The sequence below is a fragment of the Delftia sp. WSY_12 genome (genome assembly GCF_043104645.1).
GTDB lineage: Bacteria > Pseudomonadota > Gammaproteobacteria > Burkholderiales > Burkholderiaceae_C > Comamonas > Comamonas tsuruhatensis.
In genome coordinates this window covers 55,925-80,606 of record NZ_JBICKW010000025.1, presented here as the reverse complement: position 1 = coordinate 80,606, position 24,682 = coordinate 55,925, and the positions used below count along the sequence as shown (strand labels likewise).

22 protein-coding genes and 3 tRNA genes are annotated in these 24,682 nt (G+C 65.5%); 12 read left to right on the top strand and 13 right to left on the bottom strand.

Features of this window, described 5'->3' with window-relative positions; all coding sequences use genetic code 11:
* Positions 1–12 precede the first annotated feature (12 nt).
* Positions 13–1,023, top strand: coding sequence for an inorganic phosphate transporter (locus ACF8LI_RS17145; protein WP_016445779.1), 1,011 nt, complete (start codon positions 13–15; stop codon positions 1,021–1,023).
* 76 nt (positions 1,024–1,099) lie between these two features.
* Here ACF8LI_RS17145 and ACF8LI_RS17140 read toward each other — a convergent pair whose 3' ends face one another.
* Positions 1,100–1,603: an NINE protein gene (locus ACF8LI_RS17140; RefSeq protein ID WP_016445780.1), complete on the bottom strand. Its 504-nt coding sequence runs from the start codon at positions 1,601–1,603 to the stop codon at positions 1,100–1,102.
* A 7-nt stretch (positions 1,604–1,610) separates the two neighbouring features.
* Entirely contained in the window at positions 1,611–2,135 is a 525-nt protein-coding gene (locus ACF8LI_RS17135; protein WP_016445781.1) for a GNAT family N-acetyltransferase, read from the bottom strand.
* A 145-nt stretch (positions 2,136–2,280) separates the two neighbouring features.
* Here ACF8LI_RS17135 and rpsP point away from each other — a divergent pair, with 145 nt between their 5' ends.
* The 6 genes from rpsP (at position 2,281) to ACF8LI_RS17105 (ending at position 6,376) form a co-directional block, all read left to right on the top strand.
* On the top strand, positions 2,281–2,535 hold the full coding sequence (gene rpsP / locus ACF8LI_RS17130) for a 30S ribosomal protein S16 (RefSeq protein WP_012207143.1): 255 nt from the start codon (positions 2,281–2,283) through the stop codon (positions 2,533–2,535).
* Positions 2,536–2,658: 123 nt separating this feature from the next.
* Positions 2,659–3,228, top strand: a complete 570-nt coding sequence (gene rimM / locus ACF8LI_RS17125) for a ribosome maturation factor RimM (RefSeq protein ID WP_016445782.1) — start codon at positions 2,659–2,661, stop codon at positions 3,226–3,228.
* Positions 3,229–3,240: 12 nt separating this feature from the next.
* Positions 3,241–4,011 carry a tRNA (guanosine(37)-N1)-methyltransferase TrmD gene (gene trmD / locus ACF8LI_RS17120; RefSeq protein WP_392413440.1) on the top strand — a complete coding sequence of 257 codons (771 nt, stop codon included), beginning with the start codon at positions 3,241–3,243 and terminating at the stop codon, positions 4,009–4,011.
* Between the two features lie 110 nt (positions 4,012–4,121).
* Positions 4,122–4,502: a 50S ribosomal protein L19 gene (gene rplS / locus ACF8LI_RS17115; protein WP_016445784.1), complete on the top strand. Its 381-nt coding sequence runs from the start codon at positions 4,122–4,124 to the stop codon at positions 4,500–4,502.
* An 87-nt stretch (positions 4,503–4,589) separates the two neighbouring features.
* A complete protein-coding gene (locus tag ACF8LI_RS17110; RefSeq protein WP_016445785.1) occupies positions 4,590–5,318 on the top strand; it encodes a CoA pyrophosphatase in 729 nt (242 codons plus the stop codon).
* Between the two features lie 68 nt (positions 5,319–5,386).
* On the top strand, positions 5,387–6,376 hold the full coding sequence (locus ACF8LI_RS17105) for a CobD/CbiB family protein (protein ID WP_392413437.1): 990 nt from the start codon (positions 5,387–5,389) through the stop codon (positions 6,374–6,376).
* Between the two features lie 91 nt (positions 6,377–6,467).
* Here ACF8LI_RS17105 and rsgA read toward each other — a convergent pair whose 3' ends face one another.
* From rsgA to ACF8LI_RS17090, 3 genes are read right to left on the bottom strand one after another with little or no spacing between them, the layout of a single operon-like run.
* Positions 6,468–7,436 (bottom strand): ribosome small subunit-dependent GTPase A, encoded by a 969-nt coding sequence (gene rsgA / locus ACF8LI_RS17100; protein ID WP_016451111.1) that lies wholly within the window; start codon positions 7,434–7,436, stop codon positions 6,468–6,470.
* Positions 7,437–7,454: 18 nt separating this feature from the next.
* Positions 7,455–7,787 carry a 4a-hydroxytetrahydrobiopterin dehydratase gene (locus ACF8LI_RS17095; protein WP_016445788.1) on the bottom strand — a complete coding sequence of 111 codons (333 nt, stop codon included), beginning with the start codon at positions 7,785–7,787 and terminating at the stop codon, positions 7,455–7,457.
* A 16-nt stretch (positions 7,788–7,803) separates the two neighbouring features.
* Positions 7,804–9,105 (bottom strand): M48 family metallopeptidase, encoded by a 1,302-nt coding sequence (locus tag ACF8LI_RS17090; protein WP_016445789.1) that lies wholly within the window; start codon positions 9,103–9,105, stop codon positions 7,804–7,806.
* A 30-nt stretch (positions 9,106–9,135) separates the two neighbouring features.
* On the opposite strand from ACF8LI_RS17090, the gene orn reads away from it, so the two are divergent.
* From orn to ACF8LI_RS17075, 3 genes are all read left to right on the top strand, one after another.
* Positions 9,136–9,741, top strand: a complete 606-nt coding sequence (gene orn / locus ACF8LI_RS17085) for an oligoribonuclease (RefSeq protein WP_016445790.1) — start codon at positions 9,136–9,138, stop codon at positions 9,739–9,741.
* 332 nt (positions 9,742–10,073) lie between these two features.
* Positions 10,074–12,110, top strand: coding sequence for a DEAD/DEAH box helicase (locus tag ACF8LI_RS17080; protein WP_392413436.1), 2,037 nt, complete (start codon positions 10,074–10,076; stop codon positions 12,108–12,110).
* A 151-nt stretch (positions 12,111–12,261) separates the two neighbouring features.
* Positions 12,262–13,731, top strand: a complete 1,470-nt coding sequence (locus tag ACF8LI_RS17075; protein WP_392413434.1) for a diguanylate cyclase domain-containing protein — start codon at positions 12,262–12,264, stop codon at positions 13,729–13,731.
* A gap of 66 nt (positions 13,732–13,797) precedes the next feature.
* Here ACF8LI_RS17075 and ACF8LI_RS17070 read toward each other — a convergent pair whose 3' ends face one another.
* Complete coding sequence (locus tag ACF8LI_RS17070) at positions 13,798–15,030, bottom strand: multidrug effflux MFS transporter (RefSeq protein ID WP_392413432.1); 1,233 nt, start codon at positions 15,028–15,030, stop codon at positions 13,798–13,800.
* Positions 15,031–15,297: 267 nt separating this feature from the next.
* Between ACF8LI_RS17070 and ACF8LI_RS17065 the strand changes: the two genes are divergently transcribed.
* A complete protein-coding gene (locus ACF8LI_RS17065) occupies positions 15,298–16,296 on the top strand; it encodes a TRAP transporter substrate-binding protein (protein ID WP_016451115.1) in 999 nt (332 codons plus the stop codon).
* 36 nt (positions 16,297–16,332) lie between these two features.
* Here the strand turns inward: ACF8LI_RS17065 and ACF8LI_RS17060 are convergent.
* The 4 genes from ACF8LI_RS17060 to ACF8LI_RS17045 form a co-directional block, all read right to left on the bottom strand.
* Positions 16,333–16,408: transfer RNA gene (locus ACF8LI_RS17060), tRNA-Lys, on the bottom strand.
* 47 nt (positions 16,409–16,455) lie between these two features.
* A tRNA-Lys gene (locus tag ACF8LI_RS17055) sits at positions 16,456–16,531 on the bottom strand.
* 55 nt (positions 16,532–16,586) lie between these two features.
* Positions 16,587–16,662 (bottom strand) — tRNA-Lys (locus ACF8LI_RS17050).
* A gap of 178 nt (positions 16,663–16,840) precedes the next feature.
* Complete coding sequence (locus ACF8LI_RS17045) at positions 16,841–17,818, bottom strand: GMP reductase (RefSeq protein ID WP_016445795.1); 978 nt, start codon at positions 17,816–17,818, stop codon at positions 16,841–16,843.
* Positions 17,819–18,136: 318 nt separating this feature from the next.
* Between ACF8LI_RS17045 and ACF8LI_RS17040 the strand changes: the two genes are divergently transcribed.
* The gene (locus tag ACF8LI_RS17040) at positions 18,137–20,605 is read left to right on the top strand and encodes a UvrD-helicase domain-containing protein (protein ID WP_017407381.1); all 2,469 of its coding nucleotides are present in this window, start codon (positions 18,137–18,139) and stop codon (positions 20,603–20,605) included.
* 24 nt (positions 20,606–20,629) lie between these two features.
* On the opposite strand, the gene ACF8LI_RS17035 is transcribed toward ACF8LI_RS17040, so the two are convergent.
* From ACF8LI_RS17035 to ACF8LI_RS17025, 3 genes are all read right to left on the bottom strand, one after another.
* Positions 20,630–21,265 (bottom strand): hypothetical protein, encoded by a 636-nt coding sequence (locus tag ACF8LI_RS17035; protein WP_016445797.1) that lies wholly within the window; start codon positions 21,263–21,265, stop codon positions 20,630–20,632.
* 259 nt (positions 21,266–21,524) lie between these two features.
* A complete protein-coding gene (locus tag ACF8LI_RS17030) occupies positions 21,525–23,477 on the bottom strand; it encodes a PhoX family phosphatase (protein WP_047326594.1) in 1,953 nt (650 codons plus the stop codon).
* A 246-nt stretch (positions 23,478–23,723) separates the two neighbouring features.
* The gene (locus ACF8LI_RS17025) at positions 23,724–24,557 is read right to left on the bottom strand and encodes a BPSS1780 family membrane protein (RefSeq protein ID WP_016445799.1); all 834 of its coding nucleotides are present in this window, start codon (positions 24,555–24,557) and stop codon (positions 23,724–23,726) included.
* Positions 24,558–24,682: the final 125 nt, after the last annotated feature.

The window sequence follows — 24,682 nt, the reverse complement described above, 5'->3', positions numbered from 1 at the left end:
AGTCGTTTCTCTATGGAATCCGTACAAGCGGCCCTGTGGGTCGTGATCCTGCTGGTGGTGCTGGCCCTGCTGTTCGACTTCATGAACGGCTTCCACGATGCTGCCAACTCGATCGCCACCGTGGTCTCCACGGGCGTGCTCAAGCCCACGCAGGCCGTGGCCTTCGCGGCCTTCTTCAACGTGGTGGCGGTCTTTGTCTTTCACCTGAGCGTGGCAGCCACCGTGGGCAAGGGGATCGTGCAGCCCGGCATCGTCGACACGCATGTGGTCTTCGGCGCCCTGGTCGGTGCCATTGCCTGGAACGTGATCACCTGGCACTACGGCATCCCCAGCAGTTCCTCGCATGCGCTGATCGGCGGCATCGTGGGCGCGGTGATGGCCAAGGCCGGCGCAGGCGCACTGATTGCCAGCGGCATCGGGAAGACCGTGGCCTTCATCTTCGTCTCGCCGCTGCTGGGCTACCTGCTGGGCTCGCTGATGATGGTGCTGGTGGCCTGGGTCTGCCGGCGCGCCGCGCCCAACAGGGTGGACCGCTGGTTCCGCAGGCTGCAGCTGGTCTCCGCCGGTGCCTATAGCCTGGGCCACGGCGGCAATGACGCGCAAAAGACCATCGGCATCATCTGGCTGCTGCTGATCGCCACCGGCTATGCCAATGCTGGCGACGCCGAGCCGCCGCTGTGGACCATCGTCAGCTGCTACCTGGCCATCGGCCTGGGAACCATGTTCGGCGGCTGGCGCATCGTCAAGACCATGGGCCAGAAGATCACCAAGCTCAAGCCCGTGGGCGGCTTCTGCGCCGAAAGCGGTGGTGCACTGACGCTGTTCTTTGCAACCTTCCTGGGCGTGCCGGTCTCGACCACGCACACCATCACCGGCGCCATCGTCGGCGTGGGCTCCACCCAGCGCGCCAGCGCCGTGCGCTGGGGCGTGGCAGGCAACATCGTCTGGGCCTGGGTGCTGACGATCCCTGCCAGCGCCTTCGTGGCATCGATTGCCTACTGGATCAGCCTGCAGCTGTATTGAGCCGGGGCTGCTGCCGCCAAAAAGAAAGACCGCCCATGGCGGTCTTTCTTTTTTCGGGGGAGGCGTTGGCTGCGCCTCACTGCGAAATCTTGCGCGCCTCCTCCACCTGGTGCTCGAAGTAGTGCTGGAAGCTGTAGGCAATGCTGGCCATGAGCACGGCGGCGCCCAGCATCAGCGACAGCGCAATGGCAAAGATGGTTGACCAGCCCGTGCGTCCGGCCTGCGCCTGCACGTCAATGCCGGGGTTGTGGCGCCGGTTCCAGGCTTCGGTATCGGTCAGCCCGTAGAGGATGGCGCGCAGCGCGCAGCCGGCGATGGTGAAGCCCAGCAGCGGAATCAGCAGCCAGCTGAGCTGGTCGTCCTGTCCCAGTTGCTGCACGCGTTCGATGCCGTACACGCCCAGCGCCGTGGGCACGGGCAGCAGCCAGCCCAGCCAGTCGCCGAGCCCATGCAGGTAAAAGCGATGCAGCCCCAGCGGCCCGCCCACAAAGGCCAGCCAGGCGGCCAGTGTCTTGTTCCTGGGGCGGGGAGCCCGGTCGGCGCCGGTGGTCTGGGGCAGGGGCGTGCTGGGTCGGTTCATGCGCCCATTATTCGGGCGAACTGCGGTCGCCGTCTCCCAGGGTCTTCTCCATGAGCACGATGTCCAGCCAGCGGCCGAACTTCCATCCCATGGAGCGCAGCGTGCCCGCAGGGGTGAAGCCTGCAGCGCGGTGCACCCCGATGGAGCCGGCATTGGCCGAGTCGCCGATCACCGCCAGCAGCTTGCGCACGCCGGCCGCCTCGCAGTCGTGCGACAGCGCATCGATCAACAGGCGGCCCACGCCCTGGCCGCGTGCCGCGTCATGCACATAGATGGAATCCTCGGCAGAAAAACGATAGGCCGGGCGCGGCTTGAACCAGTTGGCGTAGGCAAAGCCCAGCACCTGGCCCTGTGCGTCCACGGCGACCAGATAGGGCAGGCCCTTGGCCAGCACATCCGCGCGGCGCGTGGCCATGTCGGCTTCGGAAGGGGGATCGGTCTCGAACGTTCCTGTGCCATGCAGCACGTGGTGGCGGTAGATGGCGGTGATGGCAGCGAGATCGCTGTCCTGGCTTGGGCGGATGGTAGGCATGAGAAAAGAAGTTCGATATAATCGCTGGTTTTACGGCGTGTCGCTGGCCGGGTGGCCATGTCGCGTGTCTCAAACGCCGCAAAACTCTGTGCAGCCATTTATTGTGTGTTAATTACGTGGTGGCTGCGCCACCCGAAGGAAAATCATGGTCGTCATTCGACTCTCTCGCGGCGGTTCCAAGGCCCGTCCGTTCTACAACATCGTTGCTGCTGACAAGCGCGTTCGCCGCGATGGTTCGTTCATCGAACGTCTGGGCTTCTACAACCCCAACGCCCGTGGTGGCGAAGAGGGTCTGCGCGTTGCTCTGGACCGCGTGAACTACTGGAAGGGCGTTGGCGCGCAGGCTTCCGAGACCGCAGAGCGCCTGATCAAGCAGGCCACCCAGAAGACTGCTGCCTAATTCAGCACCCCTTCTGAAATCGGGTTCCGTTGGCTTGTCTGACGGGGCCCGTTTTTGTTTTCCCCCTCCGGATCGCCTTGCACCGATCTGCACTGACCGTCCACCTACTGCCTACCGACTGCCATGAGCCACATGCCTGAACTCGAAGCCAGCGTCCTGCCTGCCGATGCCGTGGAGGTCGGGCGCATCGCCGATGCCTGGGGCATCAAGGGCTGGTTCAAGGTGGCGGCCTTCAGTTCCGACCCCGAGGCCCTGTTTACGGCCAAGCAGTGGTATCTGCAGCCCGCCGAAAAAGGCGCCCGGCAGTTCACCGGAACCGTGCTGCTGCCGGTCAAGCAGGCGCGCGTGCACTCCGACTCCGTCGTCGCCACCTCGCCCGCCGTGAACGACCGCAACGCTGCCGAGGCCCTGCGCGGTGCGCGCATCTTCGTGGCGCGCAGCGATTTTCCGCAGCCCGAGGATGGCGAGTATTACTGGGTCGACCTGCTGGGCCTGTCCGTGGTCAACCGCGAAGGCGTGGCCCTGGGCATCGTCCGAGACCTGCTGTCCACCGGCCCGCAGACCGTGCTGGTGCTGGCCTATGAAGAGGATGGCAAGGAGCGCGAGCGCATGATTCCCTTTGTCGACGCCTATGTGGACAAGGTGGATCTGCCGGGCAAGACCATCGTTGCCGACTGGCAGCCCGACTACTGATCGCCGACATCCATGCGCTTCGACATCCTCACGCTGTTTCCCGAGCTGTTCACGCCGTTTCTCGAAAGCGGCGTGACGCGCCGGGCCTATGCCTCGGGCCAGGTCGGCGTGCACCTGTGGAATCCGCGCGACCATGCCCAGGGCAACTACCGGCGCGTGGACGACCGGCCCTTTGGCGGCGGGCCGGGCATGGTGATGATGGCCGAGCCGCTGCAGCGCTGCCTGCAGGCGGCGCAGCAGGCGCGCCGCGACGCGGGCGAGACCGAGCCGGCGCCGGTGGTGCTGTTTTCGCCGATAGGCACGACGCTGCGCCACTGCGTGGTCGCCGACTGGGCGCAGGGGCAGGGTGCCATCTTGCTGTGCGGCCGCTACGAGGGGTTGGACCAGCGCTTCATCGATGCCAATGTCACGCACCAGCTGAGCCTGGGCGATTTCGTGCTCTCCGGTGGCGAGATTGCTGCCATGGCCTTGCTCGATGCCGTGGCCCGGTTGCAGCCCGGCGTGCTCAACGACGAGGGCAGCTTCCAGCAGGACAGCTTCAATCCCGCGCTCGACGGCCTGCTCGATTGCCCGCACTACACGCGCCCCGAAGTCTGGGAAGGGCGCGAAGTGCCGGCGCCGCTGTTGTCTGGGCACCACGCGCAGATCGAGCGCTGGCGCCGCGACCAGCGCCTGTCCATCACGGCCAGGCACCGGCCCGAGCTGATAGAGCAGGCGCGCGCCCAGGGCCTGCTCAATGCCAAGGACGAGGGGTTTTTGGCAAAAAACGCCGCCGGGCTATAATCCGCGATTCTTCGATCCTCTATCCGGCCGCTGCTACGAACAAAGCAGCCATGGCGCCAATCCCGGCGCTTGCCAATCCTGGCGCGGACAAGATCGATTGGATGTTGACCATGAATCTGATCCAGACCCTCGAGCAAGAGGAAATCGCCCGTCTGAACAAGACCATCCCCCAGTTCGCCCCCGGTGACACCGTCATCGTGAGCGTGAACGTGGTCGAAGGCAGCCGCAAGCGCGTGCAGGCCTACGAAGGCGTCGTGATCGCCAAGCGCAACCGTGGCCTGAACAGCGGCTTCACCGTGCGCAAGATCTCCAGTGGTGAAGGCGTGGAGCGTACGTTCCAGACCTACTCGCCCCTGATCGCCGGCATCGAAGTCAAGCGTCGCGGTGATGTGCGTCGTGCCAAGCTGTACTACCTGCGCGAGCGCAGCGGCAAGTCGGCCCGCATCAAGGAAAAGCTGCCGTCGCGTGTCAAGGTTTCTGCCGAAGCCTGAGCACCTGCGTCACAGCTGGAAAGCCGCTACAGTCGCCTGTAGCGGCTTTTTTGTTGCTCGCTCGTTTCTCACCACATTCCTTCATTCGTGTCCTCTCTGCCCGATACCGCCATACCCGTGCCGACCGGCGGCCCGACGCCAGCGGCCGTCGCCTCGGTCGCCGACCCGCGCATGGCGCAACTGGTGGGCAGGGACAGCCACCTGCCCGCCGTGCCTCTGGAGGCCCGCGCGCCGGATGCCCTGCGCCAGCGCTTTGCGCGGCCGCCCCGCTGGGCTCCCGAGGTGGTGCGCGAGAAACGCTTCAGTGATCGCCAGCCCACCGATGCCGCCGTGCTCGTGCCCATCGTGCTGCGCTCCGAGCCCACGGTGCTGCTGACCGAACGCACGGCCCATCTGTCCACGCATTCGGGCCAGGTGGCCTTTCCGGGTGGCAAGCGCGATCCTGAGGATGTGTCTGCCCAGGCCACGGCCCTGCGCGAGGCGCAGGAGGAAGTCGGGCTTGCTGCCGGCGATGTGGAAGTGTTGGGCACCCTGCCCATCTACACCACGGGCACGGCCTTTCTGATCACGCCGGTGGTGGCCCTGGTCGATCCCCGGGCGCGCCTGCATCCCAATCCCTACGAGGTGGCGGACGTGTTCGAGGTGCCGCTGTCCTTTTTGCTCGATCCTGCCAACCATGAGCGCCACGCCATGGTCTGGAACGGCGTGCCGCGCGAATGGTTTGCCATGCCCTACCAGGATGGAGACCGCCAGCGCTACATCTGGGGCGCCACGGCCGGCATGCTGCGCAATCTTTACCGATTCCTGTCGGCCTGATGCCCGGATGGGGTGCCGTGCCACCCCGGGGTCACGGGCCTGCCCGCATGCGCCAGTATGATGGCCGGATGAGTTTCTTTGCCATTCTGATCGCCTTGCTGATCGAGCAGGCGCGCCCCCTGACGCCGGCCAACCTGGTGCACACAGGCTACAGGGCCTGGACGGTTTCGGTGCGCCGCAACTTCGATGCCGGCCAGGCGCACCACGGCTGGCTGGCCTGGACCGTGGCGGTGGCGCTGCCCTGCGTGCTGGTGACAGGCATCTATATGCTGCTGCTGTGGGGCGTGGGCTGGCCGCTGGCCATGGTCTGGAATGTGGCCGTGCTCTACGTCACGCTGGGCTTTCGCCAGTTCAGCCACCACTTCACGCGCATCCGCGATGCGCTGGATGCAGGTGACGAGTACGCGGCGCGCGAAGCCCTCGCCCACTGGCAGCAGGTGGACGCCAGCGAAGTGCCCCGCAGCGAGGTGGTGCGCCATGTGATCGAGTATTCGGTGCTGGCAGCGCATCGCCATGTGTTTGGCGTGCTGTTCTGGTTCTCTGCACTGGCGGCGCTGGGCCTGGGCCCGCTGGGCGCCGTGTTCTACCGCATGACCGAGCACCTGTCGCGCTCCTGGTCGCGCAAGGGCCTGCTGGGTGGCAGCCAGGTCAGTGTCCAGTTGCAGCACGCCTCACGGTTGGCCTGGACCGTGATCGACTGGCTGCCCGCACGGCTGACGGCTCTTTCCTTTGCCGTGGTCGGCAGTTTCGAGGAGGCCATCGAGGGCTGGCGCTTCCATGCCCAGCGCTTTCCCAACGACAACGACGGCGTGATCCTGGCCGCCACCTCGGGCGCCATCAACGTGCGCCTGGGCGGCGAGGCACTCAAGCGCCGCGAGGGCATCTCGGTGACCCGTGACGACGGCGAGGAGATCGACCTCGACGTGGACAGCGAAGCCACGCCGGGCCGTGAGCCCGAGATCGGCCACCTGCGCAGCGTGGTCGGCCTGGTCTGGCGCTCGGTCGTGGTCTGGCTGCTGCTGCTGGCCCTGCTGTCGCTGGCGCGCCTGTTGGGCTGAGTGCGCAGCCTGCGGGCGAGCCCTGGATGACGCCCCTTTGGAGGCGTCGTTTCCTCCCTCCCGGAGCGGCCCCGTGGCGTTTGGGGGAGGCTCAATACTTCGTGGCCTGACTCAACTCATCAAACAGCTCGGCATAGATGCAGTACCGGTTGGCACTGATGTCATGGTCGGCGTCCATGCCGTGTTCCTCATCCTCCACGCGCGGCATGACCGCGCATCCGGGCTCGTGCAGGTGGGTGCAGTTGTAGAACTTGCATTCCTGCGCATGGGCGCCGATGTCGGGCATGCAGCGGGGCAGGTCGGTGGGTTCGATGTGGCGCAGGCCGAACTCCTGGAAGCCCGGCGAGTCGATCAGGGCTGTCGTGCGCTCCGCGTCCATCCAGTACCAGCTGGTCGTGGTGGTCGTGTGCTTGCCGGAGTTCAGTGCCTGCGAGATCTCGTTGGTGGCAGCGCGTGCGCCGGGGACCAGCAGGTTGATCAGGGTGCTCTTTCCCGAGCCGGAAGGGCCCAGCACCAGCGTGGCCTTGCCCTTGAGGTGCTTCATCAGCAGCTGCCGATCGGCCTCGCCCTCATTGGCCAGCGACAGCGACAGTACCTCGTAGTGCGGCTTTTCCTGGCCCAGGTACATCTCGCGATAAGGCTCCAGGCGCTCCCAGGCGTCGGCAAAGGGCTCGGCCAGGTCACGCTTGTTGAGGGCAATCAGGGGCTTGATGTGGGTGGCTTCGGCAGTGATCAGGGCGCGGGCCAACTGGCTTTCGGAGAAGACCGGCTCGGCGGCGATCAGGATCAGCACCTGGTCGATGTTGGCTGCAAAGGACTTGGTGCGTATCTCGTCCTGCCGGTAGAACAGGTTGCGCCGCTCCAGCACCTTTTCTATGGTGCCTTCTTCCCCCTGGCCTGGGGGCGGAAGTTGCCAGCGCACGCGGTCGCCCACCACGGTCTGGCTCTTCTTGCCGCGCGGGTGGCAGATGTGGCGCGAGCCGTCTTCGGTCTCGACCACGCAATGGCGGCCATGGCTGGAGACGACCAGGCCTTCGTGCAGTGCGGAGCGCTCAGCCATGGGTCAACGGGGTGCGATTCATGGGCGCGCCAGCAACGCATCGATACGCCTTGCGCACTCGATGTCGGTGGACGAGATGCCGTTCACGTCATGCGTGTTCAGGCGTACACCGCAGCGGCCGTAGCTGACGGTCAGGTCGGGATGGTGGTCCTGCTGGTGGGCGATCAGGGCCAGCGCATTCACGAAGGCCATGGTCTCGTAGTAGTTGGCGAAGGCGTAGCTCTTGGCGATGGCATCGCCATCGAGCTGCCAGCCCGGCAGGGCGGCCAGTGCGGTGTGCAGCTCGTCGGAAGTCAGCGCGCGGCGCTGCTGGTTGGACCAGTCCTGTTGTTGCAAGCGTTGTGTGCTCATGGTGAGTGCGTATGGTTCAGGTCGGAGAGGGCATGCGCGCCAGCCGGGCGAGGGCGGGCGGATGCGAGTAGTAAAAGCTCACGTACCAGGGATCGGGCGTGAGCGTTGAAGCATTGTCCTCGTACAGCTTGAGCAGTGCCGAGGCCAGGTGGGCGCCGCTGGCCTGTTGCATGGCGTAGGCATCGGCTTCGAACTCGTCGCGGCGCGACAGGGCCGAGAACAGTGGGGTGACAAAGAAGCTGAACACCGGCACGGCCAGCAGGAACAGCAGCAGCGCCACGGCCTCGTTGCCGGCGCCGATGCCGCTGTGTCCCAGCGCAAGGTCCAGACCCGGACGCACGCCCAGGCCCAGGTAGAACCACAGCTGCTGCGACAGCCAGCCCAGCAGCGCAAAGCCCGCCAGGCTGGCGGCAAACATCAGCAGCATGCGCTTGAGGATGTGGCGGTGCTTGAAATGGCCCAGCTCATGCGCGAGCACGGCCTCCACCTCGTCGGCGTCCAGCTGCTTGAGCAAGGTGTCGAAGAACACCACGCGCTTGGAGTGGCCGAAGCCCGTGAAATAGGCATTGGCATGTGCCGAGCGGCGGCTGCCGTCCATCACGAACAGGCCCTTGGCCGTGAAGCCGCAGCGCTGCATCAGTGCGCTCACGCGCTCCTTGAGCGGGCCGTCCTCCAGCGGATCGAACTTGTTGAACAGCGGTGCGATGAAGGTCGGGAAGATCCACATCAGCAGCAGGTTGAAGCCCGTCCAGACGGCCCATGCCCAGAGCCACCACAGGTCGCCGGCCGAACCCATGAGCCACAGGATCAGTGCCGCAATCGGAAGGCCGATTGCTGCGCCCATGGCCGTGGACTTGGCGGCATCGGCCAGCCACAGCCGCAGCGTCATCTGGTTGAAGCCGAAGCGCTGCTCCAGCACAAAGGTCTGGTAGAGCGACAGCGGCAGCTCCACCAGGCCGGAGATCAGAGCAAAGCTGGCCAGCAGCGCCAATTGCTGCCACAGGCCGGCGCCCATCCATTCCAGCAACTGCTGGTTGAGTGCATCCAGCCCGCCCAGCAGCGTCCATGCGAGCAGCACCACGGCGCCCAGCGTCATGTCGATCAGGGCAACGCGTGCCTTCGCCAGTGTGTAGTCGGCGGCCTTCTGGTGGGCGGCCAGGCTGATGCGCTGCGCAAAGGCCTCGGGCACCTGCGCTCTGTGGCCTGCCACATGGCGAACCTGGCGCGAGGCCAGCCAGGCGCGCAGCAGCCACTGGGCCAGCACGGCTGCGGCAAACAGCAGGGAAAGCGTCGAGGAAAAATCGGGGTTGAAGACCATGTGGCCGCAGTGTAGGCGACAATTTGGGCCATGTCCGAAGCCTCTAGCGCCTGCATTCCCGTCCCCGCCGAATCCGGCACGCCCGTCACCCTGAGCAAATCCGACCTCAATCTCGTCTGGCTCGACTGCGAGATGACCGGGCTGCAGCCCGACACCGATCGCATCATCGAGATCGCCGTGGTCGTCACCAGCCCGGACCTTGCCACGCGCATCGAGGGTCCTGTGTTCGCCATCCATCAAAGCGATGCCCTGCTCGACGGCATGGACGCCTGGAACAAGGGCACGCACGGCAGGAGCGGCCTGATCGAGCGCGTCAAGGCATCGACCACCACCGAGGCCGATGCGGAAGCCGCGCTGATCAAGTTCCTGGCGCAGTACGTTCCCAAGGGCAAGGCGCCGCTGTGCGGCAACAGCATTGGCCAGGACCGGCGCTTCATGGAGCGCTACATGCCCAAGCTCAACGACTTCTTTCACTACCGCAACGTTGATGTCAGCACCCTCAAGGAACTGGCCAGGCGCTGGAAGCCCGATGCCTACGCATCCTTCAAGAAGGCCCAGCGCCACACGGCGCTGGCCGATGTGCATGAATCCATCGATGAGCTGGCGCACTATCGCGCACGCCTGCTGAGCGTCTAGCGCCCGGAGCCGGGCCCTCCGGCCATTTTTGTGCAGGGGGGGCTTGCGGGAAAACCCCAGGAGTGCGACAATCTACAGCTTGCCTCCATCAACAAGGGGCAATTTGCACATCTCCATCACACAAGGGCTCCTGCGCTGTGTGTCTGAGGTCGATGTCCACAGACCTCCATGAAGGCTTTCATGGATGGCGGGACCATCGGTTTCGGACCAGCCGAAAACGCCCATCCGCCCTTTTGCGAAGGGCCGGTCAAGTCTGACGGTGGATGTTGACCCAACCGTCGAGAAAAGCGTGGCAGATCGCTGACTGCGCGTGCTTTTCGTTAGAGCCATTCATGAACGACATCTCTCAAGAGCAGGGCATCATTGCCGCTGCCGATTCCTCTTTTGCTTGCGCTGCCCAAGCCTCTTCCGTGCTGGACGCCGCCGTTGCCGGTGCCGAGCAGGCCGCTGCTGAAACCGTCGAGGGCGCCGAAGCCGCTCAGGCAGCTCCCGAACTCCCCAATGCCTTCGTCGAGCTGGGCCTGGCTGAAGAGCTGGTCCGCGCCGTTGCCGATCTGGGCTACACCCAGCCCACGGCCGTGCAGGCGCAAGCCATTCCCCTGGCCATGGGCAGTGGTGATCAGGCCTTCATCGACCTGATGGTTTCCAGCCAGACCGGCTCGGGCAAGACCGCCGCCTTCCTGCTGCCCGTGCTGCACACGCTGATCCAGCAAAAGGCTGACGAGGAAGCCGCCATCCGCGCCGAATATGACCGCCAGTGCGCCGAGGCCACTGCCAGCGGCCAGCCCACACCCAAGCGCAACAAGCGCAAGGACCCCACCAATCCCCGCAACTTCAAGGCGGCCGTTCCCGGCGCCCTGATCCTGTGCCCCACGCGCGAGCTGGCTCAGCAGGTGGCGCATGACGCCATCGAACTGGTCAAGCACTGCCGTGGCATCCGCATTGCCAACGTGGTGGGCGGCATGCCCTACCAGCTGCAGATTGCCAAGCTGCAGAACGCCAACCTCGTGGTGGCCACGCCTGGCCGTCTGCTGGACCTGCAGCGCTCGATGCAGATCAAGCTCGACCAGGTGCAGTTCCTGGTGGTCGACGAGGCCGACCGCATGCTGGACCTGGGCTTCTCGGACGATCTGGCCGAAGTCAACGACCTGACGGCCCAGCGCAAGCAGACCATGATGTTCAGCGCCACCTTCGCGCCCCGCATCCAGCAGCTGGCCATGCGCGTGATGCATGACGGCGGATCGGGCGTGAAGAAGGTCACCATCGACACGCCCCAGGAAAAGCATGCCAACATCAAGCAAGTGCTATTCTGGGCCGACAACTCCCAGCACAAGCGCAAGCTGCTGGACCACTGGCTGCGCGACACCACCATCAACCAGGCCATCGTCTTCGCATCGACCCAGGTCGAGTGCGACGGCCTGGCCAACGACCTGCAGCAGGACGGCTTCTCGGCCGTGGCGCTGCACGGCGCCCTGAGCCAGGGCCTGCGCAACCGCCGCCTGATGGCGCTGCGCAGCGGCCAGGTGCAGGTGCTGGTGGCGACCGATGTGGCGGCACGCGGCATTGACGTGCCCTCCATCACCCACGTCTTCAACTACGGCCTGCCCATGAAGGCCGAGGACTACACCCACCGCATCGGCCGCACGGGTCGTGCCGGTCGCGAAGGCGTGGCCGTGACGTTCGCGGAATTCCGTGACCGCCGCCGCATTTTCGATATCGAAGGCTACAGCCGTCAGCAATTCAAGGCCGAGGTGATTCCTGGTCTCGAGCCTGCACAGCGCGCACCCAGCAGCAACGAAGGCCGTGGCGGCCGTCGTGGCGGCGGCTTTGAAGGCCGTGGTGGTGATCGCCGAGGCTCCGCCGGCGGTGGTCGTGGTGGTTTCGGTGGCGACCGCGGCTTCGGCGGTGGTGACCGCGAGCGCAGCTTTGGTGATCGCGGTGGCGACCGTGGCTTCGGCCCCCGCCGTGATTCGGAAGGCTATGGCCGCAAGGCCGGCTTCGGCAGCTTCGGTGGCGGCCAGCGTGAAGGCGGCTTCGGCCAGGGTCAGCGCGAAGGCGGCTTTGGCCAGGGCCAGCGTGAAGGTGGCTACAGCCAGGCTCCGCGTGAAGGCGGCTTTGGCCGTGGCGGCGAAGGCCGTGGCTTCGGCGGCGACCGTGGCGCTGCGCGCGGCGGCGACCGTCGTGAGGGTGCTCCCCGCGATGGCGGCCACCGCGATGGCGGCTTCCGTGGTGCATCCGGTGAATCGCGTGGCTTCGGCGGTGAATCCCGCGGCGGCTTCGGCGGTGGTGAGCGCCGTCCGGCCTTTGGCAAGAGCGCTCCCAAGCCTTACTCGCCCCAGGGCGGCGATCGCAAGCGCGCCGTGCGCTGATCGATTCCGGCTTTGCATGCAGACCGGCCCTTCGGGGCCGGCTTTTTTTTGGGCAATCCGCCTGCCTGCCTGGCGCTGCCTGTGTTCGTGGCGCAGAACCTGCTGTCTGGCGGGCTCTGCGACTGCCATAATCGCGGCGCGGAGGTGCCCTGTGGAGTCTTTGATCGCGTCCAGTGTGGATTTTGAGCACATGTTCGAACTGGCCCCCGTCTCGCTATGGCTGGAGGACTACAGCGCGCTCAAGCGCCTGCTCGACCAGTGGCGAGCACAGGGCGTGACCGATCTGCAGGTGCATTTTTCTGCCCATCCGCAGGCACTGCAGCAGTGCAGTGCCGCGCTCAGGGTGGTTCGCGTCAACCAGCGCACGCTGGACCTGTTCGGCGCCGCGGACCAGCAGACCTTTCTCGACAGCCTGGGCCAGGTGTTCCGTGATGACATGCATGCCGGCCTGGCCTGCGAGCTGCAGGAGCTTTGGAAGGGCTCGCCGACTTTTGCCAACCGCACCGCCAACTACACGCTGGACGGGCGCCGGCTGGACGTGCAGATCCGTGGCCGCATCCTGCCCGGCCATGAGGAGCTTTGGGACTGCGTGCTGGTGTCGCTGGAGGACGTGACGGCCGAGATGCGCAGCACGCGGCAGCTGCACCGCAGCGAGCAGTACTCGCGCGACCTGTTCGAGTACTCGCCCGTGTCGCTGTGGGTCGAGGACTTCAGCTCCATCAAGCGCCTGCTCGACGATGTGCGCGCCCAGGGCATCAGCGATTTCGCCACCTTCCTCAAGGTGCATCCGGAATTCATCTCGCGCTGCATGCAGGAGATTCGCGTCATCGACGTGAACCGCCAGACGCTGCGCATGTTCGGTGCCACCGACAAGCTGCAGCTGCTGAGCCGGCTGGGCCGCATCTTCCGCGATGAAATGATCGACTCCTTTGCCGATCAACTCCAGGACCTGTGGAACGGCAAGCTCGTGCAGCACCGCGAAGTGGTGAACTACGCGCTGTCGGGCGACACGCTGCACATCCACATGCAGCTGGCCGTGCTGGACGGCCATGCGGACGACTGGGGGCTGGTGCTGCTGTCCCTGGTGGATATCACGGCACGCAAGAAGGCCGAGGCCTATCTGGAATACCTGGGCAAGCACGACGTGCTCACCCAACTGCGCAACCGCGCCTTCTATATCGAGGAATTGAACCGCCTGGCGCGCAAGGGGCCGTGGCCGCTGGCCGTGATCGCCATCGACATGAATGGTCTCAAGGAGGCCAATGACGAGCATGGCCATGCCGCAGGCGACGACATGCTTCGCCGCGTGGGCGAAGTGCTGACCAAGGCCGTGGATGCGCCTGCTTGTGCGGCACGCGTGGGCGGCGACGAATTCATGGTGCTGCTGCCAGCCTCGGACGAGCGCGGCGCCGAAGCCGTCAAGGAGCGCATCCTGTCCCTGCTGGAGCTCAACAACCAGTTCTATCCGGGTCAGCTGGTCAGCCTGTCCATGGGCGTGGCCTGTTGCAACGAGGGCAGCCAGCTGGAGGCCACCGTGTCACGCGCGGACCAGGCCATGTATGCCGAAAAGGCGCGCTACTACAAGGAAAAAATGCTGGACCGCCGCGCGGGCCGGGCATAGACGCCCGGGATCCCGGGAGCAGTGGCCTTCAGGCCTCCGCTCCCGGGATCCCGGGAGCAGTGGCCTTCAGGCCTCCGAGGCATGCCGCCCGATTTCGGGCCAGCGGTGATGCAGGTAGATCCACGACGCCAGCCCGATCAGCATCATGCTGATCGAGCCCAGGGCCAGCAGCACCGTCGAATGCATCACCAGCGGCGCCAGCACGCCGGCCACGATGCCATTGGCCGTGGAGCCCACCACGGCCTGCAGCGATGAGGCCAGGCCGCGCCGCTCGGGATGGATGTCCAGCACCAGTAAGGTCACGACGGGCACCATCATGGCCCAGCCGAAGGCGAACACACCCACGGGAATCAACGCCCAGCTCACATGGGCAGGCCAGATCAGGTTGGCAACCAGGTTGACGATGGACACCACGAACATGATCACGAAGCCGTGGCGGATCTGGTGCTTGGGTGGAATGCGCCCGGCCAGCCGGCCGCTCACCCAGGCGCCGCCCATGATGCCCGAGATCGAAATCACGAAGAACCAGAAGAACTGCTGCGGCTGCAGGTGCAGCAGGTCGCCCAGGAAGGCGGGGGCCGACAGCACGTACAAAAACATGCCGTTGAACGGCACGCCGCTGGCAAAGGCCAGCAGCACAAAGCGCGGATCGCTGCACAGCGCCTTGTAGCCCTGCATCAGTGGCTTGAACCGGAAGGGCTGGCGCTGCGCCTGCGGCAGAGACTCGGGCAGAAAGCGCCAGTTGATGCTCCACAGCAGCACGCCCACCAGCGTCAGGAACCAGAATACGGCCGCCCAGCCCAGGTGCACGAACAGCCAGCCGCCCAGCACCGGCGCCAGCGCCGGGGCAATGCCGAAGAAGATGGTGATCTGGGCCATCACGCGCTGGGCCTGGGCAGGCGGAAACAGGTCGCGCACCACGGCGCGCGACACCACGATGCCGGCGCCCGTGGACAGGCCCTGCAGCGCCCGGAACAGCACCAGTTGCGTGATGTTCTGCGACAGCGCGCAGCCTGCCGAGGCCAGCGTGAACACGGCCAGTCCCCATAGCACCACAGGGCGGCGGCCAAAGCTGTCGGCCATGGCGCCATGGAAAAGGTTCATGAAGGCAAAGCCGAACAGATAGGCCGACAGCGTCTGCTGCATCTGCAGCGGCGTGGCGTTCAAGGCCTGGGCGATGCCCGAGAAGGCCGGGATGTAGGTGTCGATCGAGAACGGTCCCAGCATGCCCAGGATGGCTAGCAGGACGGCCAGGGCCCAGCGCGGGCCCTTCCAGAGTGGGGAAACATTTTGTGGCATGCAGGCGAGGCGGTTGTGCGCTGCAGGCGGGCCACAGGCGCAGAAGAGGGCCGCACACTCATGCGTCTGCGGCAGGGTGACACTGTAGCGGCTTGGCTGGAATCCGGTGTGACGGATGGCTTGGCGAATGACCTGGGCGATGGAATGGATCGATAGTTTGTATCTAAATATTATAAATATCGATAGAATTTATCTTTTACGCCCGCATGCACAGGTCCGCCGTCGGGTGGATGGCATGGTTCTGGGCGCTTTCGCCAAGGATCTTTCATGACTGTTTCTCGCCGCACGTTGATATCAGGCCTGGCTCCGGCCGCGTTGCAGCTGACCGCCGGCGCTGCCTGGTCCAAGGGCCACCGGCTGCAGCTGTCGGCGGCCTATGGCGATGGCATCTTCCACACGCAGAACCTGCGCAATTTCGCGGCACGCGTGGGTGCCGACACCCGGCAGTCGCTGGAGATCGAGGTGGTGTCCGGCTCGGCGCTCAAGCCCATGGCGCAGGTGCTGCCTGCGCTCAAGCGCAATGACCTCCAGTTCGGCGAAGTGCTCATGTCGTCCTGTGCGGACATCCACCCGCTGCTGGCCATGGACTCGCTGCCTTTCATGGTGCGTGGCTTTGACGAGGCCGCGCGCCTGTGGCAGTTGACCCGCCCCGTGCTGCAGGAGTTCTTGCTGGCCCAGCAGGGCGCGCGCCTGCTGTTTGCCGTGCCCTGGCCGGCGCAGGGTCTCCTGAGCCGGCGCCCGGTCCACAGCATCGCGGATCTCAAGGGCCTCAGGCTGCGTGTGCAAAGCGATGCGACCAAGCGGTTGGCCGAGCTCTGGGGGGCGCAGCCGGTGGTGATTGCCGCAGGCGATCTGGGTGCCGTCGTGGAGCAAGGTGGTATCGATGCCATGATTACCTCCAGCGCCACGGGCGCCGACATCCAGGCCTGGAAGGCCATGAAGGTGTTTCTGGATATCAAGGCCTGGATTCCCAAGAACATGCTTTGCGTCAGCGAACTTGCCTGGAGGGGCTTCACCGAGCCCGAGCGCCAGGCCATCGGCCGCGCTGCCGAGTCGGCTGAAAAAGAGGGCTGGGCGCTGGCCCAGCAGGCCGATGAGCTGGGCAAGAAGATCCTTGCCGACAACAAGGTGTCCGTGGCGGCGCCTTCAGCGGATCTGCGCCACATGCTGGATTTGGTGGGCGAGCGCTTTGGTCGCGAGTGGGTGGCCAAGGCCGGCAGCAGCAATATGTCGGTGCTGATGGAGTACAACAAGAAAAGGCACTGAGCGCCGGTGCGCTGAGTGCCTTTTTCGGGGTGTTGGTGGTGGGCCCTGAGTGATTCGAACACTCGACCAACGGATTAAGAGTCCGCTGCTCTACCAGCTGAGCTAAGAGCCCCACGTATTTCTGCGTGGCTGCCTGAAGAGATCAGGCAAAGGAATTCTTGGTGGGCCCTGAGTGATTCGAACACTCGACCAACGGATTAAGAGTCCGCTGCTCTACCAGCTGAGCTAAGAGCCCCCTCGGGTATTCCGAAGGAATCAGCCTGGATGAATCCAGGCTGAAAAGGAATTTTTGGTGGGCCCTGAGTGATTCGAACACTCGACCAACGGATTAAGAGTCCGCTGCTCTACCAGCTGAGCTAAGAGCCCCAAAAACAAGTCTGCGCTGCAAACGAGACCGCAATTATGCGGCATTTTTGGCGTGCTTGCAGGAAGACACGCCAATTTTTTGGTTCATGGCGCGATCTCGGCATGCGCGGCCTGCGTGACGTCGGGAACGCAGGCACAAAAAAAGGCGGCCGAAGCCGCCTTGCCTTGGTGTCTGCGCTTACATCAGCAGATGTTCGCCTGCGTTGTCACCGCCCAGGATCACGTAGTTGACCTTGCGGATGTCCATCAGCTTCTTGCCGCCCGAGTAGCTGATGGAGCTTTGCACATCCTGCTCCATCTCGATCAGGGTGTCGGCCAGAAGTCCCTTGACGGGCTCGAGGATGCGCTTGCCTTCGACGTGCTTGTACTCGCCCTTGTTGAAGTCCGAGGCCGAGCCGTAGTACTCCTTGAAGCGCTGGCCGTTTTCCTCGACCGTCTGGCCCGGCGATTCCTCATGGCCCGCGAACAGCGAGCCGATCATCACCATGGTGGCGCCAAAGCGCACGCTCTTGGCGATGTCGCCGTGGCTGCGGATGCCGCCGTCGGCAATGATGGGTTTGGTGGCCACGCGCGCGCACCACTTGAGCGCCGACAGCTGCCAGCCGCCCGTGCCGAAGCCCGTCTTGAGCTTGGTGATGCAGACCTTGCCGGGGCCGATGCCGACCTTGGTGGCGTCGGCGCCCCAGTTCTCCAGGTCGATCACGGCTTCGGGCGTGCCCACGTTGCCGGCGATCACGAAGGACTTGGGCAGCTTTTCCTTGAGGTAGCCGATCATGTTCTTCACGCTGTCGGCATGGCCGTGGGCGATGTCGATGGTGATGTATTCGGGGCACAGGCCTTCGGCGACGAAGCGGTCCACGGTGTCGTAGTCGGGCTTCTTGACGCCCAGCGAGATGGAGGCGAAGCAGCCCTTGCCCTGCATCTCGCGCACGAACTGCACGTTGTCCAGGTCAAAGCGGTGCATCACGTAGAAGTAGCCGTTGCGGGCCAGCCAGGTGCAGATGCTTTCATCCACCACCGTCTTCATGTTGGCCGGCACGGCCGGGATGCGGAAGGACCGACCGCCCAGCTCCACGCTGGCATCACACTCCGAGCGGCTTTCCACGCGGCACTTGCGCGGCAGCAGCAGGATGTTGTCGTAGTCGAAGATTTCCATTTGATTCCAAGCTCCATGAAAGGTCGCGGCAGGAACATCCCTCCGCGATGGGGCGCTTGGCTTGGAGGCCGGTCTTGCGGGCGGCGCGGGCGGGCCGCGTCGCCAGGGCGGCTGTGGCCCGGGCACAAAAAACCGGACCGCAAGAAACTTGGGCCCGGTGATTGATTCTATACGTTGCCGGCGGCGGGCCCGGGCGCCCTGTCGATATAGCGGTTATAGCAATGGCGTTATGGACCGGGAAGATGCGCTGCATGTGTCGAATGCGGGAAATGCAGCATGGCTTTCCCCGCAGGCCGGGGCGCTTCCTACAATGCCGGGATGTTCCCGATCGATCTGCTCGACGGCGCCTCCGGTGCCGCACCCGCCTCCAACTCCCCTTTGCTGGCCAACCTCAACGAGGAGCAGCTCGCTGCCGTCACGCTGCCGGCCGGCCATGCGCTGATCCTGGCCGGCGCCGGCTCGGGCAAGACGCGGGTGCTGACCACGCGCATCGCCTGGCTGCTGCAGACGGGCCAGGCCACGCCGGGCTCCATCCTGGCCGTGACCTTCACCAACAAGGCGGCCAAGGAAATGCTGGCGCGCCTGTCGACCATGCTGCCCTACAACGTGCGCGGCATGTGGATAGGCACCTTCCACGGCCTGTGCAACCGGCTGCTGCGTGCCCACCACCAGGCGGCAGGGCTGTCGTCCACCTTCCAGATTCTGGACACGCAGGACCAGCTGTCGGCCGTCAAGCGCCTGTGCAAGCAGTTCAACGTGGACGACGAGCGCTTCCCGCCCAAGCAGCTGCAGTACTTCATTGCCGGCTGCAAGGAAGAGGGCATGCGCCCCGGCGACGTGGTGGCCAATGACCCGGACACGCGCAAGAAGGTCGAGATCTACCAGCTCTACGAGGAGCAGTGCCAGCGCGAAGGCGTGGTCGATTTCGGCGAGCTGATGCTGCGCTCCTTCGAGCTGCTGCGCGACGATGCCGCGCTGCGCGCCCACTACCAGCGGCGCTTTCGCCACATCATGGTCGACGAGTTCCAGGACACCAACAAGCTGCAGTACCAGTGGCTCAAGCAATTGGCGGGCGACGTGGTGGATGGCCGCCTGCAGGCCCTGGGCAGCGTGATCGCCGTGGGCGACGACGACCAGAGCATCTACGCCTTTCGCGGTGCGCGCGTGGGCAACATGCAGGACTTCGTGCGCGAGTTCGATGTGCGCCAGCAGATCAAGCTGGAGCAGAACTACCGCTCCTACAGCAACATCCTGGACTGCGCCAACGCGCTCATCAGCCACAACAGCCAGCGCCTGGGCAAGAACCTGCGCACCACCCAGGGCCCGGGCGAGCCCGTGCGCATCTACGAGGCGCCCACCGACATGGCCGAGGCGCAGTGGATGGTCGAGGAAATCCAGCAGCTCGTGAAAAAGGACGGCTGGCAGCGCCAGGAAATCGCCGTGCTCTACCGCAGCAATGCGCAAAGCCGGGTGATCGAATCGCAGCTGTTCAATGCCGCCATTCCCTACCGCGTGTACGGCGGGCTGCGCTTTTTCGAGCGCGCCGAAATCAAGCATGCGCTGGCCTACCTGCGCCTGCTGGAGAACCCGCACGACGACACCAGCTTTTTGCGCGTGGTGAACTTCCCACCGCGCGGCATCGGCGCGCGCAGCGTGGAGACGCTGCAGGACGCGGCGCGCAGCGCGGGCTGCTCGCTGCACGATGCCGTCTCGGCGGTGCCGGGCGCGCCGGGCGCCAAGCTCGCAGGCTTTGTCGCCAAGATCGACGTGCTGCGCGAGCAGACCCAGGGCCGCACGCTGCGCGAGATCATCGAGGCCATCGAGGAAGAAAGCGGCCTGCTCGAGCACTACCGCAACGAAAAGGAAGGCGCCGACCGCATCGAGAACCTGCAGGAACTCGTGAACGCGGCCGAGAGCTTTGTCACCCAGGAAGGCTTTGGCCGCGATGCCGTGGCCCTGCCGCTGGACGAGCACGACGGCGCCAGGGCGCTGACGCAAAGCCCCGCCAGCCAGGGCCTGGACCCTGCGCTGCCGCTGCTGGACACGCCGCTCACGCCGCCGGCCGGCACCGTGGCCGGCATGGTCGATGCCGATACCGGCGAGACCCTGTCGCCGCTGGCCGCCTTCCTGACGCACGCGGCGCTGGAGGCTGGCGACAACCAGGCCCAGGCAGGCCAGGACGCCGTGCAGCTGATGACCGTGCATGCCTCCAAGGGCCTGGAGTTCGACGCCGTCTTCATCGGCGGCGTGGAGGAGGGCCTGTTCCCGCACGAGAACGCCATGATGGACCGAGGCGGCCTGGAGGAAGAACGCCGCCTGGCCTATGTGGCCATCACCCGCGCGCGCAAGCGCCTGTACCTGAGCCATTCGCAGACGCGCATGCTGCACGGGCAGACGCGCTACAACGTCAAGAGCCGCTTCTTCGACGAGCTGCCTGAAGAGGCGCTCAAGTGGATCACGCCGAAGCAGGGCGGCTTTGGCAGCTACGCGCCCCGCCCCGGTGGCGGCGGTGGTGGCGGCTATGGCTCACGCGATCGCGGCGGCTTCGGCAGCAAGGCCGAAGGCTGGCGCAGCGAGGTCTTCGCCAGCCCGCCCGTGCCGCCGCAAAAGGCCGACCCGGGCCACGGCCTGCGCGTGGGCCTGAACGTGTTCCACAACAAGTTCGGCGAAGGCAAGGTGCTGGCCCTGGAAGGCACGGGCGACGACGCGCGTGCCCAGGTCAGCTTTGGGCGCCACGGCACGAAGTGGCTGGCGCTGTCCATTGCCAAGCTCACGGTCGTGGAGTGAGGGCCGGGCCGTCGTGTCCGGCGGTCAGGGCTTGACTTCGAAGCTCAGCGTGGTGGTGTGGCGCACGTCGGTGTACTTCTTGCCGTCCAGCGTGACCGAGCCGTTGTCCACGCGCGCCGTCACCTCCAGCACGTACAGGCCCGGGAAGTAGGGCTTGAAGCTCACCGTGCCGTCCTGCGATGGCGTGAGCGTGCGGTACCAGCCCTCGCTGGTCTGCACATTGACCTGGCTGGCCGCGACCTTGCGGCCCTTGAACACCAGCTGGAACGTATCGCCGCCCGCCGTGGTGGGCACCAGCTCCAGGTCGTTCACGGCCTTGGTGTCGTTGCGGCCGAAACGGGCCTGGTAATAGGTCAGCACGCCATTGGCGCCGGGGCGCGTGGCGGCGATGCGCACATCGCCCTGGCCTGCGTCCGCGGTGAAATGATTGGCCTCGGCCTTCAGGGGAAGGCTCTTGCCGTCGGGCAGGACCTGCTTGGCGTCCTCCAGGGCCGGCAGCTGTTGCAGCGGCTTGCGCAGTTCTCCGGCATAGGCCCGGGCCTGTCCTGCGTCCTGCTGCAGCCAGAGATAGTCGGCATGTGCAGCCGGCACCGCCAGGGTGGCAGCGGCCGCCAGCCATGCGGAGGCCGTGCTGCGAAGGATGCGGGAAGCTGGGGTCATGGAGTCTCTCCTGTGGTGTGGCTCTGCGTGCGCCTGCCGGGCCTTGAGGGGCGTGATCCGGCGGGGCTGAAGATGGTGCGATGGCGGGCTAGCGACGCCGCAATGCATCAGAAATTATAGCGACCAGGTGAGAATGACTCTTGTTTTGCACGCTAAGAGTCGGGTTCATGACATCCATGCAGTTGCGGCGCAGGCATGCAAAAAGGCCATGGAAATCCATGGCCTTCTTGTTGTGGCGCCACGCGCCGCAGGGCGGCGGTCAGGCCGACAGCTTGGGCTGGGAAGCGGTGCCGGTCAGGTAGCCGACGGCGGCGCCGAACTTGCCGCGATAGTTGGTGCTGATCAGCGGGTCCAGCGTGGACTTGACCACGTTGTGGATGCTGCCCCAGTCACCGGCGTGCTGGAAGTTGCTCATGATGTAGGTCCAGCCGTTGATCTCGTCCACGGCGTGCAGGCCCGTGGATTCGCCGCCTGCGGGAATCGACATCAGGCGCGACAGCTGCTTGGTGTCGATGTTGTAGGCCCACAGGAAGTTGTTGACGTGCTGGCCGCTGTCCTCGCCGATGAACAGGGTGCGCATCTTCTCCGAGAACTTGAGGTTGTCGGGGTTGCAGATCTTGTTCGGGTTGCCGGTGTTGCCCAGCGCGTCGGCGCTGATATCCTCGCCGGCCAGCAGGGCCTTGGTGTCCACGGGCATCCACTCGCTGTTGATGGCGGCGCCGGCCGTGTCCTTCTGGCCACCGCGCAGGTTCAGTGCCATCACGGCGCCGGCCTTGAGCTGCTTGGGGATGGACACGCCATTGCCTGCCACGTTCAGCGCATCACCGGCCACCATGGACTTTTCGCAGTTCTGCAGGGCCGAGTAGGCCACCTTGTCCTTGGCGTTGACGGTCGTGCCTTCCATCTTGGTGAAGCCCATGCTCGCGCCCTTGAAGGCGGCGTAGCGGTGGGTTTCCAGGAAGGCGGCGGCCTTTTCCATGCCGGGGTTGATCTTGATCCACTCCACCTTGCCGTTGGCGGTGATCTTGGTGTAGCTGGCGTCGCCCGGATCGGTCTTGGCCACGGTCATGATGTCCGTGGGCTTGAGCGTGTTGGCCAGCTGCTCGATCTCGGCGCTGGTGGCCGAGCCCAGCTTGATCCAGGTCAGCGCGGCGGCGCTGCCCGATGCGGGGTCGATGGAGAAGCCTGCACCCACCTTGGCCACGTACAGCGAACCCGAGGACAGGTCCTTTTCCTTGTCGGCCACGAAGACGAAGTAGCCGCTGTTGGTGGCGTCGTCGCCCATCAGCGCCGTGCGCTGGTCGGGCATGACCTGGACCAGCTCGTGCGAGATGCGGCCCATGCAGAAATGCTTCTTGATGCTGGCCGTGCCGTCCACGTTGACCGTCACTTCGGGCATGTGGCCGTAGTGGTAGGGGTTGGCCTTGGTCTGGTCGCCATACAGGTTCTGGCTGAAGGCCTGCAACTGCGCATTGCCGGTGGCGAAGGCGTCGGGCTCGTACTCTTCGCTGGACAGATGGGTGCCCCAGGGCGACAGGCTGGCGCCGCAGGTGATCCACAGGCCGTGCACCTTGGAGGTGTCCACGTTGTGGTACTTGACCAGGCTGAGCTTGCCCGTGGTCTGGTCCTGGTCCAGCGTCAGCACGGCGATGGGCGAGGGCAGCTTGCCGTACATGTCGGTCTTGCCATCCTGCGCCCAGGTCGTGTATTCGAACTGCACCACGGCGAACACGGGCTTGCCCTTGACGCCATCCACCTTGGCATTGGGCACGGTCAGCAGCGAGGTGCCGTCGGGCGCATCGGAGAAGAAGTGGCGCTCGCTGCCGGCCACGGTGCGGTCGATGATCTTGTTGTTGTTGATGTCGTAGTAGCCGCCGGCCAGGATCTTGCCGCCCTTGCCGTCCGGCACTTCGTCGCCGGTCACGAAGAAGGGCTGGTAGCCCAGGTCGAAGCTCTGCTCGCTGTTGTCGCTGTACTGCACCTTGAGCTGCGAGGCCACGGTCATCCGGGCCATGGCCTGGGGGTTGGCCAGCGTGGGCGCGGCCATGGAGGTGAAGCTGGCCGCCACATAGTTCTTCGCGGGACCGTCATCGCCACCGCCGCAGGCGGTCAGCAGGCCGGCGGCGGACACGGCGGAGCCGAGCGGCAGCAGGGGGGCGCCGGTCAGGAATTGCAGCGCCTTGCGGCGGGAGAGCATCGTGGATTGGGACATGGGGCTTCCGTTGTGGGGTTGTCTGCATCAGCCCATCGGGGGCGGGATGGGCCGGGATGCCGCTGCGCACTCGCTGGCTATGCATCCGCACGGCATGCTAGGCAGGCACTGTGACAAAGCGATGGCATCCGTATGACACAACAGTGACTGCGTCATGTGGACGCCCGGGTGGCCGCTGGCACGACAGAGAAACGGCAAAGAAAAAGCCCCTCGAAAGGGGCCTGGTGATCTGGTGCCGTGCAGGCGTCAGCCGGACAGTCCGGGCGGCTGCGGCGGTTCGGTGCCGATGGCGTCGCTGCCATCGCTTTCATCGGGCGCCGCAAAGCAGTCACGGAAGGTGAAGACGATGGAGGTGAAGAACATGGCGGCCAGCAGCATGGCCGTGGCAATCATCAGGCCGTTGGCAATGCCGCCCAGCACCTGGGCCAGCACGGCCGAGATCAGTGCCATCACGATGCCGGCCACGATGAACACGCCCATCCAGCTCAGGCCGAAGACCACCAGTGCGCCGATGTTGCGCACGCACGCCACCAGGCTGAAGAACACGGCCTTGACCGGCGGCACGTTGTGCCAGTGCACCAGGCCCGGCGCATGCCAGAACAGCAGCGAAAGCGGCAGGTACAGGCCCATGCTCAGCCACATGGCGGCCTGGAAGTCGGGCGATTCGGCGATCTCGCGCGTCAGCGGCTCGCCGCCCAGGTAGACGTTGGCGAACTGGCCATCGTCCACCAGCATGGACAGGCCCATGATCAGCAAAAAGCCTGCCGCATACATGGCGCCCAGCGTGAGCATGGAATTCAGGCGCTGGCGCCCGGTGCGAAAGGCCACCAGCAGCAGGGCCGGCGTGGGCGCGCGCCCGTGCGAGGCTTCGGCCGCCGCCACCATCATGGCCAGCGATGTGGCCGGCAGCAGGCCCAGCGCGATCACGGGGCCGATCAGCGGCAGCACCGTGACCAGCGACATGGCCGCCATCGACAGAAAGAACAGTGCCGCCAGCGCCAGCGGCTGCTGGCGGAAGGTGCGGATGCCCTGCTGCACCCATTGCAGGCCGGTACGGGCGGGAACGATGAGAAGTTTCATGGGGTGAGGAAGTCGGGGCGCCTGGATGGGGCATGGCCTCTGGCATGGGCCGCGCCGCTGGCGCCCGAACGGGGACTGTACCCGAGGAAGCGCGGCCCGTGGACCGCAAAGCCCTCCGGCAGCCG

Bases quoted from the DNA above. Each gene is read 5' to 3' on its own strand.
- ACF8LI_RS17045 (WP_016445795.1), bottom strand. From the start codon at position 17,818: ATGGAAATCTTCGACTACGACAACATCCTGCTGCTGCCGCGCAAGTGC.
- ACF8LI_RS17140 (WP_016445780.1), bottom strand. From the start codon at position 1,603: ATGAACCGACCCAGCACGCCCCTGCCCCAGACCACCGGCGCCGACCGG.
- ACF8LI_RS17090 (WP_016445789.1), bottom strand. From the start codon at position 9,105: ATGGTCTTCAACCCCGATTTTTCCTCGACGCTTTCCCTGCTGTTTGCC.
- ACF8LI_RS17025 (WP_016445799.1), bottom strand. From the start codon at position 24,557: ATGAAACTTCTCATCGTTCCCGCCCGTACCGGCCTGCAATGGGTGCAG.
- ACF8LI_RS17040 (WP_017407381.1), top strand. From the start codon at position 18,137: ATGTTCCCGATCGATCTGCTCGACGGCGCCTCCGGTGCCGCACCCGCC.
- ACF8LI_RS17065 (WP_016451115.1), top strand. From the start codon at position 15,298: ATGACTGTTTCTCGCCGCACGTTGATATCAGGCCTGGCTCCGGCCGCG.
- ACF8LI_RS17095 (WP_016445788.1), bottom strand. From the start codon at position 7,787: ATGAGCACACAACGCTTGCAACAACAGGACTGGTCCAACCAGCAGCGC.
- rplS (WP_016445784.1), top strand. From the start codon at position 4,122: ATGAATCTGATCCAGACCCTCGAGCAAGAGGAAATCGCCCGTCTGAAC.
- rimM (WP_016445782.1), top strand. From the start codon at position 2,659: ATGAGCCACATGCCTGAACTCGAAGCCAGCGTCCTGCCTGCCGATGCC.
- rsgA (WP_016451111.1), bottom strand. From the start codon at position 7,436: ATGGCTGAGCGCTCCGCACTGCACGAAGGCCTGGTCGTCTCCAGCCAT.
- ACF8LI_RS17145 (WP_016445779.1), top strand. From the start codon at position 13: ATGGAATCCGTACAAGCGGCCCTGTGGGTCGTGATCCTGCTGGTGGTG.
- ACF8LI_RS17030 (WP_047326594.1), bottom strand. From the start codon at position 23,477: ATGTCCCAATCCACGATGCTCTCCCGCCGCAAGGCGCTGCAATTCCTG.
- ACF8LI_RS17035 (WP_016445797.1), bottom strand. From the start codon at position 21,265: ATGACCCCAGCTTCCCGCATCCTTCGCAGCACGGCCTCCGCATGGCTG.
- ACF8LI_RS17135 (WP_016445781.1), bottom strand. From the start codon at position 2,135: ATGCCTACCATCCGCCCAAGCCAGGACAGCGATCTCGCTGCCATCACC.
- orn (WP_016445790.1), top strand. From the start codon at position 9,136: ATGTCCGAAGCCTCTAGCGCCTGCATTCCCGTCCCCGCCGAATCCGGC.
- rpsP (WP_012207143.1), top strand. From the start codon at position 2,281: ATGGTCGTCATTCGACTCTCTCGCGGCGGTTCCAAGGCCCGTCCGTTC.
- ACF8LI_RS17105 (WP_392413437.1), top strand. From the start codon at position 5,387: ATGAGTTTCTTTGCCATTCTGATCGCCTTGCTGATCGAGCAGGCGCGC.
- ACF8LI_RS17070 (WP_392413432.1), bottom strand. From the start codon at position 15,030: ATGCCACAAAATGTTTCCCCACTCTGGAAGGGCCCGCGCTGGGCCCTG.
- ACF8LI_RS17080 (WP_392413436.1), top strand. From the start codon at position 10,074: ATGAACGACATCTCTCAAGAGCAGGGCATCATTGCCGCTGCCGATTCC.
- trmD (WP_392413440.1), top strand. From the start codon at position 3,241: ATGCGCTTCGACATCCTCACGCTGTTTCCCGAGCTGTTCACGCCGTTT.